This window comes from Geotalea uraniireducens Rf4 (assembly GCF_000016745.1).
Classification (GTDB): Bacteria; Desulfobacterota; Desulfuromonadia; order Geobacterales; family Geobacteraceae; genus Geotalea; species Geotalea uraniireducens.
The window spans coordinates 2909217-2923396 of sequence record NC_009483.1 but is presented as its reverse complement, the minus strand read 5'-3'; the positions used below and the strand labels follow the sequence as shown (position 1 = coordinate 2923396).

Here is a 14180-nt window from a genome sequence, read left to right as displayed (position 1 = left end):
TAAAATCTGCCGTCACTCTTGATGTAGCGGGGGCCAACAAGATCCATCTGATGGATGTTGTTGCAGCACAGGGCTTCGGTAAAGTACGGGTACTCGACCCCTTTGGGGGAATATCTCGTTTTTTTTAACGAGTCCTTCCCGCTTCAGGGTCCGGTTAATGGTGCTGTCAGAGCGAAACGGTAACCCCAGCTTATGCAGCTCCCACTTGATAGCGGAAACGCCAATCTGTGCAAATGGTGACGAGTCCAGGCGGTTTCTGGTGGAGACAATAATCTCCTTATCTACGATGCTGAGTTCAGACGGTCTTTTAAGTGGCGCTCTTGAGTGTTCCTTGTACCAGTCAGTCGCGCCAGATTGATACCGGTTCAACCACTTAAAAAACCACTTCTTGGAGCGATCAAGGCTTGTATAGACTGCCTTGGGTGATTCGCCTGCAAGATGGCGCTGGACTGCTTGTTTCCTGAGTTCTTCTTCCATGCGGATGTTCTCCCCTCAAGTTGAAATCACAGAGAACATTGTAGCTGATATTTCTAATGAAGGTAACCGATGTCTTGACACAAAAAAGGGCGTTAAGGGTAACCGATGTCTTGACACATCCGGGTAACCGATGTCCTGACACTTGTCAATTAGTAGTTAAGGGATAGTTTTATTATCCACATTCAGTGAGAAAAAGGGGGGGCAGTATCTCGTGACACGAAATCTGTATGTAAATGGTGGCTATGAATAAATATTCTTCGGTGTTGGTTAAGAACTTCCTCATAATAGGGGCATGTCTTCATAGATTAGGCGATAAAATAGTTTCAGAGTTCTCAATTAATCAGCAACAATTTGTGGTTCTGAATGAAATTCAACGAGCTGGGGAGACATGCCAAAAAAACTTAGTCGGAAGCCTGCTATATGAAAAATCAAATATATCAAAGATTATTAGCAAACTGCAGTCACTTGGTTATGTGACAGTCACGCGCTCAGCAACTGATACGAGAGTAACAATAGTAAAGACTACCGAATTAGGTGAAAATATTTGGGCAAAATGTATGGCCAAATTTTACTCTTGGAATCAAGAGTGGGTAAACAGTATTACACAGGAAGACGTAATGCTGATCATTAATGCTCAAGAGCGTCTTATGGACGCATTGCAAAAAAATAATGAGCCGGGTACTGAAGTTTGAGCCTTTTTGAGAGTGGGAAATGGACTCGAAAATAATTGAGAGGACAACTGGACTCCTTGAAGCCCTTGGTTTGGAAGAGGAACCACTTGGAATCTTTTACACGGAAAGCGAGCCAAGGGAAGGCCTTTCTCCAAAAGTTGGGAAGCTCCCTACCCGTGAAAGGGAGGAGCGGGATGAAATCGACTGGCAAGCTATCTATGACGGATTTTCCTGCATCATGTGTAATGTCTGGAAGGCCAGGAAAAGAAAGATAGTTGTTTGGGCTTCTGCAGAACATTACGGCTGCCCGGGGGCCGCTTTCTGGTTGGGCTACAACAAACCTCAAGCGGAAAGAGTCATTTGTTATCTCTCAACGGGGCTGTCCGGCCAATGCGAGGGGGAGCTTCTGTACAATTCCCCTGATGTAGTTAGACAAATATTTGAGCATATCGACCCGAAAGAGGCCCATGGAAGATACTGTGTGGTCAAGCCCCTCACACTCTTCGAAAAACACGAACAACCGGAGTTAGTGGCGTTTTTTGCGCGGCCGGAAGCACTTTGCGGGCTTAACCTCTTAGCGGCTTTTGTGACCGATGATCCCGAAGTAGTAGTTTCTCCCTGGGGCGCCGCCTGCGGGAGCCTCGTCACCTGGCCACTGCATTATTTAGCCAAGGGACGGAATAAGGCCGTTCTGGGGGGATGGGACCCGTGGCCCAGAAGATATTTCCAGACCGACGAGCTCTCCTTTACCATCCCCTATGCGATGTTCAAAGAGATGGTGAACCGTTTTGAAGATTCATTCCTGAGCACCAAAGCGTGGCTGACTGTCAGGAAAAAGATTGAAATCAGCAACAGGGTGTGGGCCGGGCACAATAGAGCAAAACCTGAGATGGATTAAACGAAGCTGCAATGGAGGATGTACATGCAAGAAATAAGGATAGATCTCCCAATAGAAGAGCTGCCTACCAAATGGTACAACGCACTGCCAGACCTCCCTGCCATTCTACCTGAACCGAAGGATCCCGCTGACGGTACTCCTACTATCGAAAATAACCGGCGCATTCGTCCGGTTGCGTTGAACGAGCAGGACAACTCAGCTAAGCGTTGGGAAACGATCCCCGGTGAAGTCCTGGAAGCTTATCTGAGGATCGGCAGGCCTACCCCGCTGCAGCGCGCCGTTTCCCTTGAGCGGCATCTGGGTACTCCGGCCAAGATCTTTTTCAAGCGGGAAGACGTGCTGCCGACCGGTAGCTTCAAATTGAACTCGGCTATCGCCCAGGCCTACTACGCGAAGCAGGATGGTTTTGAAGCCCTTATATCGGAAACGGGAGCCGGCCAGTGGGGGACTGCTGTCTGCATAGCGGCGCAGTCGTATGGTCTCGGTGCAAAGATATTCATGGCAAGGGTTTCTTACGAACAGAAACCGTATCGTCGCTATTTTATGAAACTGTGCGGTGGTGAGGTCCACCCTTCTCCAAGCAACCTCACTCAGTCGGGAAAGTCATTTCTGCTTAGCGACCCTCAGCATCCCGGATCCATCGGCACCGGAATCAGCGAGGCAATAGAAACAGCGCTCGCGCATCAGGGGAAATACGCCTACGTATCCGGGAGTAACCTCCCCCATGTCCTGATGCACCAAACCATTATCGGCCTGGAAACCAAGAAGCAGCTGGCAATGGCCGGATTGAAACCTGACACGCTAATTTCCTGCGTCGGTGGCGGTAGCAACTGCGGTGGTTTGATGCTCCCCTTCCTGCCGGAAAAATTTAAGGACCCGGACAGCCTTCAGTTCCTGGCAGCGGAGTCGGACTCGGTGCCACGTCTCACCAAAGGTGTCTACGAATACGGGGCCGGGGACGCCTCGGGGCTCACCCCCTTGACAAAGTCCTACACACTTGGCCAAGGCTTCGTACCTCCCAGGATACACGTAGGAGGCTTGCGGCAGCACAACGGGTCACCATTGGTGGGACTGCTGCGTAAAGAAGGGCTACTTGATGCAACAGCACTTTCCCAGGAGGAGGCGTTTCAGGCCGGGAGGCTGTTCAGCTTGTGCGAAGGGATACTGCCGGCACCCGAATCCTGTCACGCAATCAAGGCGGCCATAGACTCGGCGCTGGAGGCGAAGGAAGAGGGAGAAGATAGGGTCATTGTTTTCTGTCTGAGCGGCAATGGTTTCTTTGATTTGGCCGGATACGAGGCAATTTTGTTCAAGGAAGGTCACCAATGTTAACTTCGGGTGGCAGAGCATTGAAGATCGAAAGCCCCGGTCTCTTGACTATCTCTCCTGTGAAGTTGCGTACTCTGAGAGAGCACGAGGTTCTGGTAAGTGTCAGGTATGTTGGTATCTGCGGCAGTGATGTGAAACTGTTCTCCGGCCGGTATGAAGGACCTCATGTATATCCTCTGGTGCCGGGCCACGAATGGGTGGGAGAAATTATCGCTAAAGGCGCAGGGGTGCAGAAGTTCTCCGTGGGCGAGCGGGTCACCGGAGAATGCTCAATATACTGCGGCCAGTGTCAGTTCTGCAGAGAGATCAACGAGGACCTCTGCACCTCTGTCAAGAAGCACGGCATCTCAGCAAACGGGTTTGCTGCTGACTATGTCATTGTCAATCAGTCCTCCCTGCATTCCCTGAAAGACTGTGAGATATCAGACGAAAGCGCCTGTCTCATTGAACCTGCGGCGGTTGTGATGAAAGGGATCGATAAAGCCACGGCTCATATGGATCCGCATGATGTGCTCATTCTCGGAGCAGGTACCTTGGGCATCCTCGCCACAATGATCATCAAGAGTAAACCCAATGCCAAGGTGATGATCGTGGATATCAATGAGACAAGACTGCAGATTGCCAGAGAACTGGGTGCGGACCAGGTCGTTGCCATGGATATGAAACTGATGCCGGCACACGTCGGCAGAGGCTCATTTGACCTGGTCGTGGAGACCAGCGGCTTCTCTGACGTCGGAGAAGTCATAAACCACACGGTAAAGCCGGGTGGAAGCGTCCTTTTCTTCTCGCAACCGAAAGTCTCCTTCTCCACCGACCTGTTCGTCAGCAAAATGGTTAACATTTTCGGAAACATCGGAGGAACGGGGAAATTCAGGGAAGCGATCGAACTTCTGGACAGCAAAGGTAGCGAAATAGTGAGATTGATCACCAACGTGATCGAACTTGGAGAATTCCCACAGATTTATAGTCAGGACGAATCAGTGGTAACCCGCGGGTGTAAGACCATCTTGAAAGTTAAATAAAACTAATCAAACACTAAAGGAGCAGAAAATGAAAAAGAAAATCGGAGCATTATTCGTTGGGGCACTGGGTAGTATCTCAACAACGGTCATCGCCGGAGCCTTTGCCAAGAAGCTGGGACTTATGGAAGAAAGTTATCTGACCACAGATAACGACCAGACCCTCAAAGCCTTGAACCTGGTTCCAATTGAGGACATCGTCTTTGGTGGCTGGGATATCGTGAAAAAGGACCTCTATACCGCTGCATTGGAACACAAGGTGGTGAAAGAGAAAATCCTGGAGGCGACAAAAAATAAGCTTCAAGAGGTGGTCGTCTTGGCCGGGGCGGCAACAAACGACGGCGGCATCATCGACAGCTTCAGGGAGAACGCCATCGAGGCGCCGAGCCGAAGGGCAATTACCACCGCGTTGATCAACGATATCGAGAAGTTCAAGAGCCGTCATGGCCTCGACCATGTCATCGTGGTCAACCTCTCTTCCACCGATAAATTTATCCAGGTGCAGGGAGTTCCGGAGTATCAGAGCATCGAGAACTTCGAAAGTGGGCTTGATCAAGACAGTAGCCGGATCACCTTTGGGATGCTCTACGCCTATGCAGCCATCATGACCAAATCCCCGTATGTCAATTTCACCCCGTCTGTCACGGTCGATATCCCCGCCCTCATGGACCTCATGAATCAAAAAGGGGTGGTGGTCGCCGGCAAGGATGGGAAGACCGGGCAGACCCTCTACAAAACGGTCATTGCACCGATGCTGAAGGCCCGGTCACTCAAGTTGACCGGCTGGTACAGTGTGAACATCCTTGGCAACAAGGACGGCGAAGTCCTCAACTCCCCGGAAAACCTGAAAACCAAAATCGAGACCAAGACTGGCGTCTTGTCTGAGATCATGGGCTATGACAACTTCGACCACCAGGTGAAGATCAACTACTACAAGCCCAGAGGCGATGCCAAGGAGGCTTGGGATAACATCGATTTCTGCGGCTGGCTCGGCGAGGAAATGTCGATGAAGATCAACTGGGTGGGCAAGGATTCCATTCTTGCAGCCCCGTTGATCCTTGACCTGATCCGCCTGACCGACTTCTTCTATCAGAAGGGGGAGAAAGGGGTTCTCACTCAGTTGGCATGCTATTTCAAGTCGCCCTACAACTTTACCAACCACGATTTCTTCGTCCAGTGGGGCACGCTTACTGATCATGTATCGCAACAGTACCTCCAGCAGGGGTCGGCATATGTATAGTCCTCACATACGCTTAGACGCAAAGGATGTCCCGAGGAGGTGGTATAACAGCCGGAAAGATTTGCCGGAAGAGCTGCCGCCTCCCAGAGACCCTGAGGGAACAGATTCGAGGATTCAGAAGATCAGGGAAATCACTCCCAAAACCCTCCAGGAACAGGATGTCATGGAAGAGCGCTGGCTCGACATCCCTGAAGAGATCTTGGAGAAATACCTGGTAATCGGTAGGCCGACACCCCTTTACCGCGCCCGCAACCTGGAAAGATACCTGGACACTCCCGCGCGAATATACTTCAAACGGGAAGATCTTCTCTGCACGGGGAGTTTTAAGCCGAACACCAGTCTGGCACAAGCCTACTATGTGAAAAAAGAGGGATACAAGGGGGTGGTCACTCAGACCGGAGCCGGTCAGTGGGGCACTTCCGTGGCGCTGGCCTGCGCTCAATACGGCCTTTCCTGCACGGTATTTATGCCGGAAGTGTCATTCAACCAGAAGCCTTACCGGAGAATCCACTCGCAGATCTTCGGCGCAGAATTCCTGCCATCACCGAGCCGTCATACCAAGTCAGGCCGGGCGCTGTTGGAAAAGATGCCGGACCACCCGGGCTCGGTGAATTCCGGGATCAGCGATGCCTTGGAATTCGCCATGGAGAATGAAGGCATCTGTTATCTGAATGGCAGCAACGCCATGCACACTCTGCTGCACAATACGGTGATTGGCCTGGAAACCGAGGTACAGCTGAAACTGGCTGGCGAAAAGCCTGACGTACTGATTGCCTGCGTAGGCGGCGGTAGCAACCTGGGAGGCTTTATGATGCCCTTCCTTAAGGATCGACTGCAGAACAAACTGCGCTTCCTGGCCGTGGAATCGACGGCGGCACCCCGTCTGACCCAGGGTACTTACCGCTATGAGCATGGAGATCCGGGCAAGCTCACTCCTCTCAACAAGGCCTACACACTGGGGACCGACTTTGTACCTCCCAGGATGCACGTTGGGGGATTGCGTCAGCATGGGGGCTCGCCCTTGGTCAGTCTGCTAAGGCACCTGGGATACCTGGAAGCGGTTGCCTATGAACAGTCCGATGTATTTGCTTGTGGGAGGATTTTCACCAAGGTCGAGGGGATTCTTCCGGCCCCGGAAACCTGCCACGCCATCAAAGGGGTCTTTCATGAGGCATACGAGGCCAAAGAGGAAGGTAAGGAAAGGGTGATCGTGGCCTGCTTTAGCGGTCATGGCTTTCTCGATCTGGAAGGTTACGAGGCAGTGCTGTTCGGAAACGATCAAAACAACCAAAATTAGCATTAGCTGCAAGGGGCGGTGCCTCGACACCGCTGCACCGCTCTCTTGCAGAGCAGACCTGGGGATATGAGAGAAATGGAATTTACCGACGAGACTATAGCCATTTGGGGCGCAGGAAAGCTGGGGAATCTTTTGGTGCATAAGCTGTCCCCCTATTACCGCATAGTCGTCCATGACGCCGACCGCAGCAAGACTGCAAAGCTGGAACAAACGCCTAACGTGGCAGTGTACTCTGCCCCACAGGATATGGCAGAAGCGAAAGCGGTACTGATCGCCTTGCCCAAAGGCGAAGTCCTTCCCTGCATGAAAATGCTCGATGGCTTGCTCGTCAAGCCCATCCTGCTCGTGAACCTCTCCACCGCGGTGATGCTGGAAGACCTGCAGTCAACCCATTTTCTGTACGCCCGGCCAGCTAGCATGAAGGTGATCGGAGAAGCAGACAATTTACTCAAAGAAGACATCGGGCATTTCATTGTGAATGCCCAAAGCGATGCGGACGCCAGATACCTGGCAAGCATCTTCGGCAAAATCGGGAAAGTGACCCTAACCCGCGACGAGAGCCTGTACCGGAATGTCAACCTGGTGGCGGCTGAAGAGATCATGCTGGCTGCCGGGAAGATCTGTCACCGGCTCAAGGAGTCCGGTCTCTCCAAAGAGATCATACAGTCGGCGATACTCTCCGTTGCCAGGGGAACGCTGGATCAGTTTCCCTGGAGCGACCGGGATTATTTCCATGACTTGGTTTTTCAGAAGTATCAGGGGCTAGCAGAGATGATCCATGAGGCAAGTCATGAAACTCCTTAAGAAAGTAGCTATCTCAGGAGTAGGGGTTTCCTCGCCCATCGGAACGGGTAAGGAGGAGTTTTTCGCCAATCTCGTCAATGGAACCGATGGTATCAGCCCAATCGCGTCCTTTGACACGTCGCGCTTTTCCACCCATTGCGGCGGGGAGGTCAGCTGGGTTCCGGGACGAGAGACCCCCTGCAAGGAGGAGCTGCCCCTCGCCCTGGCAACCCAGGTCATGGATGAAGCGCTGCTGGAAGCCGGACTTTCCGTCGAGCAACTGAGAAAGCAGAACTGCGTACTGGTGGTAGCCTCTGCCGTCGGTGGAGTATCGCATCTGCTCGCGGTTAAGGAACATCAGGGGAGGGCCGAGCTCACCAAAGCCGACTACGGCCGATTGCTGGCTTATCCGCACCATGCCCTGACCGACTCGCTGGTGCGGAAATACAGCATCAGCAATGGAGCTTTGACCAACATATCGGCGTGCACCGCCAGCAATGCCGCAATCGGCTACGCCTATGACCTGATCGCCTGCGGGTTGTGCGACATGGCCATCGTGGTTGGAGTAGACATCCTAACCCCTTTTGAGTATGCCTGCTTCGATTCCTACCGCGCATTGGAGAAGAAAGGGTGCAGGCCCTTCGACAACAATAGAAGCGGATTGGCCCTTTCAGAGGGGGCCGCAGCCTTGGTGCTGGAAGCACAAGTACACCTGAAACAGCGAAAGAAGAGAGCAAAGGCGTTTTTGACTGGCTACGGCTTGACCAATGATGCCTATGACATTACGGCTCCCGATCCGTCAGGACATTCTGCCGCGGAAGCGATGAGAATTGCTCTGGAGTCGGGAGGAAAACACATCCATGATGTCGATTACATCTGCGCACACGGGACGGGGACAAAGCTTAACGATGTGGCAGAAACAGCTGCCATTAAGCGACTGTTCGGCAATCAGGCTTACCAGATCCCGGTCAGTTCCATTAAATCCTGCATTGGGCACACCAATGGCGCAGCCGCAGCCATCTCCGCGGCGACCTGCGTGCTGAGCATAGAGGCTGGTGTGGTGCCTCCGACCATACATCTTGAGGTAAGGGATGAGTCCTGCGATCTCGACTATGTCTCGAACAAGGCCAGGAAAACTGAAGTATCGGTCTGCCTCTCAAACGCTTATGCCTTCGGAGGACAATGTAGTTCGGTCCTCATAACCAAGACATCGGAGTAGACGAGTGCGTTTTTCAGAATTGAATAAAAAGATCGCCATAACTGGGATGGGTTCGGTCTCCGTTTTTGGGAAAGGGATCGACGTTTTTTCCAGGAACGTGGAACAGGGCCAGGGTCATTTCGCACTCATGGCTCCCGCTCAAGGAAGTAACGTCCGGGTCCGGGTATCTCTAGCAGACGAGCAGGAGTTTTCCGAAGGGCTGGACCCGAACACCAGTCGTTACGCGACCAAGCTGAGTAAGATGGCGGCCTTGGCTGGCAAAGAAGCCTTGGACATGAGCGGGATGGCTTGCCATGGATTAAAGGACGTCGGTGCGCTGGTAGGAACGGCACTCTCCGGGACCGTGTTCAGAGAAAGCGTTTGCAGCGCCTTGTCCCGTCCAACTGGGCGCGTCTCACCGTTAAAAGCCAGCAGGTGCGTTCCCAACGAATCGGTCGGGACCATCTGCCTGGAATTAGGCTTGAAGGGTTACAACACCATTGTCTCAAGCTTTGCGTCCTCCTCGGTAGATGCCTTGTTTCAGGCGAGCCTCGCGATCGTGACCGGAAAGGCGCGCGCCATGCTCGTCGTTGGAGCAGAGGAATTATCGCCCTTTGTCATCGAATCCTTGTGGGGGATGGGCCTTTTGGAAGAAATCGCCGTCGACGGCAGTGGCCAGAGTAGTAGCAGTAATCTTCCGCAAAAACAAGGGCTTTGCCTTGGTGAAGGGGCCGCTGCAGTCCTTCTGGAGGATGCGGATTCTGCCCTGAACAGGGGGGCTGATATCCTCGGCTTCATAGAAGAGATATCGATACGATCATCATCAAGCTCTTCAATTAAACGTGTAAGAATGATGGCTGAGACAATAATGGACTGCCTGGACAGAGTGCCAGTTGTGGACGACGTATTGCTGGGATACATCTCTGCCAATGCCAATGGCGACAGGGTCATGGATGGATTGGAGAGAAACGCCCTGCGAAGGTTACTGGGTCAAAAGAGCTTGCCAGTGACGGCTCTTAAACGTGCTTTGGGGGAAACGTTTGGCGCGGCTGGCTTATTCCAACTGGTATCGGCACTATGTGGTTTCAAGAACAGAGGAGCACCTCTTCTTGAATGGCCAGGCCAAAAGGTGGATGCAGAAGCGCCGCCAACTGTCATTTCCGAGCATCGCATGAAGTCGGCAATCATCAACAATTTCAGCCCGATGGGGAATTATTCCTCTGTGTTATTAACAACCAAGGAGGTCTTTGTATGAGTAGAGAAGAGATCAAAGAGTTGATAGTCAGTTCGCTGAAACTTTCCATAACTCCGGCAGAAATCCCAGACGCCGTGTCTTTGAACGAGGAGATAGGCCTTGATTCGATCAACGCCTTGGAATTGGCGTCATCGCTGGAAGAAAAGTACGACGTCACCATATCCGATGACCAGATCTACAAGGTCCTGGAGAGTGTCAATACCATCCATAGCTTTATCACGACTCAAACCGGAGGTGCCGCGTAGTGTTCAAGCTCTGCTACAACTCGAATGGATTCAGGCGGTTCGATATGGAACTAACTCTGGATGACCTGCATGAGGTAGGCTATCAGGCGATCGAGATCTCCTGCCACCGCAATCATCTGGACCCGCTCTATCATTCCGACAAGTACCTGCATAGTTTGACGGACAAGTTGAAAGCCACCGGCATTAGCGTCGTCAATCTCCACACCGGGGCGAAGGACCTGATGAGCGACATCGATTTCGAGCCTTCGCTGATTAGCGACAGCAAAAACGACCGACAGAAAAGGATCGACCTCATACTGAGCACAATCGCAGCGGCCACCGCCATCGGCGCCAAGAACGTGACCATCACCTCGGGGATTCTTCCGGAGCAATGCAGCGAAGAAGAGGGATACCGCCGCCTTAGGGAATCGATTGATACCATCCTGGCCAAAAGCGACGGCACCGTCAATCTGCTCATAGAAAATGAGATGGGCATGTTGGTCGAGCGGGTGGAACATCTGGCTAAACTGCTCCCATTATACCAAGGCTCCCTCTGGGCTACCTTGGATATCGGACACGCGCAGTGCACCAATGAGGATATCTGCGAGGCGATAAATTCGTTGGGAGCATCGGTCAAGCACATGCACTTCGAAGATATCAAAGACCGGGTTCACAACCACTTGTTGCCGGGGGACGGAGATATTGACTTTGGGAAGATCGTGAAGCTACTCTCTGGCAATTCCTACGAGGGATACTGCTCTGTGGAGCTTTATACCTATGATGTGAAGCCGGCAGAAGCCGCTTTGCACAGTCTCAATTACTTCAAGAGAATCAACTATGACAAGTGCCCTGAAGCATATACTGCAAGCTTCGTTGCAGTTTGAGGCAGCAGACAGCCCTGCCCTCGTTTACGAGGACCGGGAGTATAGCTACCGCCAACTCATCGAGCGGTCCATGGCGTGGAGTGGGAAATGGCAACGTGAAAAGCTGCAAAAAGGCGCCATCATTGGAGTTGCTATTGCGGATCCCTTCGAGTTTCTAGCCACACTCTTCGGAGCTGTACGTTTAGGTATGGGGGTACTCCCCCTGGATCCCGCCACGCTGCAAAGAGAAAAGGGAAACCTGTCGCAGACCTTCGACATTACGTACATAGCAGTGGAAGACTCGCTGGAAAAAGCCGACTGCAAGACGCCGACGCAAGACTATGACATCGAAATAGACTACGGTTCGCCTGCACTTTTCCTTTTGACTTCCGGTACGACCGGGAAACCGAAAGGGATTGTCCACTCCATAGAGAGTATCTTGCAGGCGGCGAGACTTTCCAATGCCGCATACGGGACCACAGGGAGCGACTGTGTCTTCACCGCTGCGCCGATATATCACTCGGCAGGCATTATGCCGGTAATGGCAGCCCTGGATACAGGAGCCAAGAATCTGCTTATCAAAAAGTTCCTGCCGAAGACCTTTCTGGGGCTGGTCACCAAACATAAACCTTCGTTGGTCAAGGCACCGGCTTTTATGTACCAGGTCGTTAGCAGAATGCCGGTGGTGAGGAATGTGGTCATCGACCAGGGAACCAGATGGTATTCCGGTTCATCCCGGCTGACCCGAAGCGAAAAAGAGCTCCTGCTGGCGAAATACGGCATATGGGTGCGCGAGATGTACGCCACCAGCGAAACCTCCCTTCTGGCTGTGGAAAGAGAGGGAGAAGAGCTCCCCCCTCAGTGCGTGGGGACGGTACTGGACAACGTGGAGGTCAAGATAGAGGAGGGGCGCATCCTGGTAAAGACCCCTGCCATAAGCCTTGGCTATCTGGATCCGGATGGCAATGTGATGGGGTTGCACAGGCATCCGACCTGGTTCTTCACCGGTGACATTGGCTCGCTCGACCAGGACAACAGACTGTTTATTTATGGACGTTACGGCAATATCGTTAACGTCGCGGGGAAGAAGGTGGCTCCGGAAGAAATCAACGCAATTCTCTCGGACCACCCTCGTATTGAAGAATCGGTAGTCATAGGCGTGAACGATGAGGTCTCCGGTGGGGCGTTAGCCGCGTTTCTGGTGACAAGAGGCGAATTTCCTCCCAGCGAAGTGAGAAAATTCTGCAAGTCGCGCCTGCCGGACTACAAGACCCCGAAACATATCGTCTACTGTGAAACATTGCCGAAAGCAAAGTTGAACAAGATCGATATTCCCCAGCTCAGGAAAATGTTTTTGAATAAGCTACAGGAAAGTGAAGGAGTATTGGCTTGAAGAGACTCAGGTTCGGTTACAACACCAATGGCTTTGCACACCACAGCATCGAGGACGCCATCGAGATACTTGCCGAACTGGGCTACGACGGCATTGCCATTACGGTCGACCATAATCACTGCAACATCCTGAAGACCACCGATGAGGAGATCGCCTCTCTATCGAGAATATTGGAGCAACGCGGCCTGAAGGTCGTCGTAGAAACCGGGGCGCGCTACTTCCTCGACCGCTGGCGCAAGCATGAGCCGGGTTTCGTCAGCAACGAGGGGCGTGAAGAAAGAATCACCTTCACCAAAAAAGCAATCGATCTCGGAAAGACCCTTCAGGCGGAGGCGATCACCATCTGTTCCGGCAGGCTCAGCCCCCAGGTGGACGCGGAGTTGGCGTGGCCCATCCTGGTACAGGGGCTGGCAGATGTGGCTGAATATGCGGACAAGCAGGGGATGAATATCGCTTTGGAGCCGGAGCCGGGTATGTACATCGACGACCTGACGGAATACGACAGGCTGTGCGAAGAGCCGTTGTTGAAAGATCGCCTGCATCTCGCCCTTGATATCGGCCACGTCCGATGCTCGGAAACGCGAAGTATCGAGGAAGCCATACTCACCTATAGAGACAGGATCAAGACCATCCATATAGAGGACATAAAAGGAGACGTGCACGAACATCTGTTCTTCGGCGACGGAGACATTGATTTTCAACCGGTGATGAACGCTCTGTCTCAAATAAGCTTTGAGGGGCTCATAAACGTCGAATTGAGCCGGGACAGCCACAGGGCTGTCGAAATGGCGATCAAATCCATCGGTTTCTTACACAGATACAATAAGAAGGAGCGACAATGAATTCATATCTCTGCATTTGCGGAAGTCCACGGGAAAAAGGCAACTCGGATATCCTGGCTGAGAGTGTGATAGAGGGTGCCAAAAGCCGGGGCATGAAGGGTTCGAAGTATTACGCGCATAAAATGAACGTAAAGCCCTGCATTGGATGCCTGGCCTGCGACAAGACAGGCAAGTGCGGCCAAGACGATTGGAAAATGATAGAGGATCTCTTCCAGGGTGCAGACGCGATCATCTTCAGCACCGCAATATACGGCCGGCTCATGACCGGGCCTCTTAAATGCCTCATCGATCGTCTTCGCCCTTTCATGAAGATAGAGATAACTCCCCAAGGCCCGGTATTCCATAGCCGGTTCAAGGATGCCAAGTATTTCGCCCTGGTGACCACCAACTCCTCCCCTGATGAGAAGGAAGCCAAGCCGGCGCATGACTGCATGATCGAATTCTTCGAGAAGGTCAACAATGGAAGGCCAAACGTCGTTGGCGTCTTGAACGGGTGCGGTTTGAAATCCCACGGCCAGGTAGCAATGCAAGAGCCGGAATTAAGCGGGCTTGCGGAAAGGATGAATCTGCCTCCCAATGCCGTGGAGACCATGGTAAAGCGGAATCAGGTTTACCTGAAAGAGGCTTTCGATCTGGGAGTAAGGCTGGCCGACGCGTGTCAGAAGGCGAATCCGGTCTCACACGGGTAAGG

15 protein-coding genes are annotated in these 14180 nt (G+C 52.5%); 14 read left to right on the top strand and 1 reads right to left on the bottom strand.

Annotated elements, in window-relative coordinates; genetic code table 11:
• Nucleotides 1–12: 12 nt before the first annotated feature.
• The gene (locus tag GURA_RS12900; protein ID WP_041245373.1) at nt 13–477 is read right to left on the bottom strand and encodes a helix-turn-helix domain-containing protein; all 465 of its coding nucleotides are present in this window, start codon (nt 475–477) and stop codon (nt 13–15) included.
• Between the two features lie 242 nt (nt 478–719).
• Between GURA_RS12900 and GURA_RS12895 the strand changes: the two genes are divergently transcribed.
• The 14 genes from GURA_RS12895 (at nt 720) to GURA_RS22885 (ending at nt 14178) form a co-directional block, all read left to right on the top strand.
• Nucleotides 720–1169 carry a MarR family winged helix-turn-helix transcriptional regulator gene (locus GURA_RS12895; protein ID WP_198134470.1) on the top strand — a complete coding sequence of 150 codons (450 nt, stop codon included), beginning with the start codon at nt 720–722 and terminating at the stop codon, nt 1167–1169.
• 19 nt (nt 1170–1188) lie between these two features.
• The gene (locus tag GURA_RS12890; protein ID WP_011939397.1) at nt 1189–2046 is read left to right on the top strand and encodes a DUF169 domain-containing protein; all 858 of its coding nucleotides are present in this window, start codon (nt 1189–1191) and stop codon (nt 2044–2046) included.
• A gap of 24 nt (nt 2047–2070) precedes the next feature.
• A complete protein-coding gene (locus GURA_RS12885; protein WP_011939396.1) occupies nt 2071–3378 on the top strand; it encodes a TrpB-like pyridoxal phosphate-dependent enzyme in 1308 nt (435 codons plus the stop codon).
• Nucleotides 3372–4397: a zinc-dependent alcohol dehydrogenase gene (locus GURA_RS12880; protein ID WP_011939395.1), complete on the top strand. Its 1026-nt coding sequence runs from the start codon at nt 3372–3374 to the stop codon at nt 4395–4397. Before GURA_RS12885 ends, GURA_RS12880 begins: the two co-directional genes overlap by 7 nt.
• 28 nt (nt 4398–4425) lie before the next feature.
• On the top strand, nt 4426–5634 hold the full coding sequence (locus GURA_RS12875; RefSeq protein WP_011939394.1) for an inositol-3-phosphate synthase: 1209 nt from the start codon (nt 4426–4428) through the stop codon (nt 5632–5634).
• Complete coding sequence (locus GURA_RS12870; protein ID WP_011939393.1) at nt 5627–6931, top strand: TrpB-like pyridoxal phosphate-dependent enzyme; 1305 nt, start codon at nt 5627–5629, stop codon at nt 6929–6931. The genes GURA_RS12875 and GURA_RS12870 overlap by 8 nt, the downstream gene beginning before the upstream one ends.
• Nucleotides 6932–6997: 66 nt before the next feature.
• A complete protein-coding gene (locus tag GURA_RS12865; RefSeq protein WP_157046202.1) occupies nt 6998–7735 on the top strand; it encodes a hypothetical protein in 738 nt (245 codons plus the stop codon).
• Nucleotides 7722–8933, top strand: coding sequence for a beta-ketoacyl-[acyl-carrier-protein] synthase family protein (locus tag GURA_RS12860; RefSeq protein ID WP_011939391.1), 1212 nt, complete (start codon nt 7722–7724; stop codon nt 8931–8933). Before GURA_RS12865 ends, GURA_RS12860 begins: the two co-directional genes overlap by 14 nt.
• A gap of 4 nt (nt 8934–8937) precedes the next feature.
• Nucleotides 8938–10167 (top strand): beta-ketoacyl synthase N-terminal-like domain-containing protein, encoded by a 1230-nt coding sequence (locus tag GURA_RS12855; protein WP_041245442.1) that lies wholly within the window; start codon nt 8938–8940, stop codon nt 10165–10167.
• Nucleotides 10164–10412 carry an acyl carrier protein gene (locus GURA_RS24675; protein WP_011939389.1) on the top strand — a complete coding sequence of 83 codons (249 nt, stop codon included), beginning with the start codon at nt 10164–10166 and terminating at the stop codon, nt 10410–10412. Before GURA_RS12855 ends, GURA_RS24675 begins: the two co-directional genes overlap by 4 nt.
• 44 nt (nt 10413–10456) lie before the next feature.
• A complete protein-coding gene (locus GURA_RS12845) occupies nt 10457–11275 on the top strand; it encodes a sugar phosphate isomerase/epimerase family protein (protein ID WP_157046201.1) in 819 nt (272 codons plus the stop codon).
• Nucleotides 11229–12647 carry a class I adenylate-forming enzyme family protein gene (locus GURA_RS12840; protein ID WP_011939387.1) on the top strand — a complete coding sequence of 473 codons (1419 nt, stop codon included), beginning with the start codon at nt 11229–11231 and terminating at the stop codon, nt 12645–12647. Before GURA_RS12845 ends, GURA_RS12840 begins: the two co-directional genes overlap by 47 nt.
• Complete coding sequence (locus GURA_RS12835; protein WP_011939386.1) at nt 12644–13489, top strand: sugar phosphate isomerase/epimerase family protein; 846 nt, start codon at nt 12644–12646, stop codon at nt 13487–13489. The genes GURA_RS12840 and GURA_RS12835 overlap by 4 nt, the downstream gene beginning before the upstream one ends.
• A complete protein-coding gene (locus GURA_RS22885) occupies nt 13486–14178 on the top strand; it encodes a flavodoxin family protein (RefSeq protein ID WP_011939385.1) in 693 nt (230 codons plus the stop codon). The genes GURA_RS12835 and GURA_RS22885 overlap by 4 nt, the downstream gene beginning before the upstream one ends.
• Nucleotides 14179–14180 lie beyond the last annotated feature (2 nt).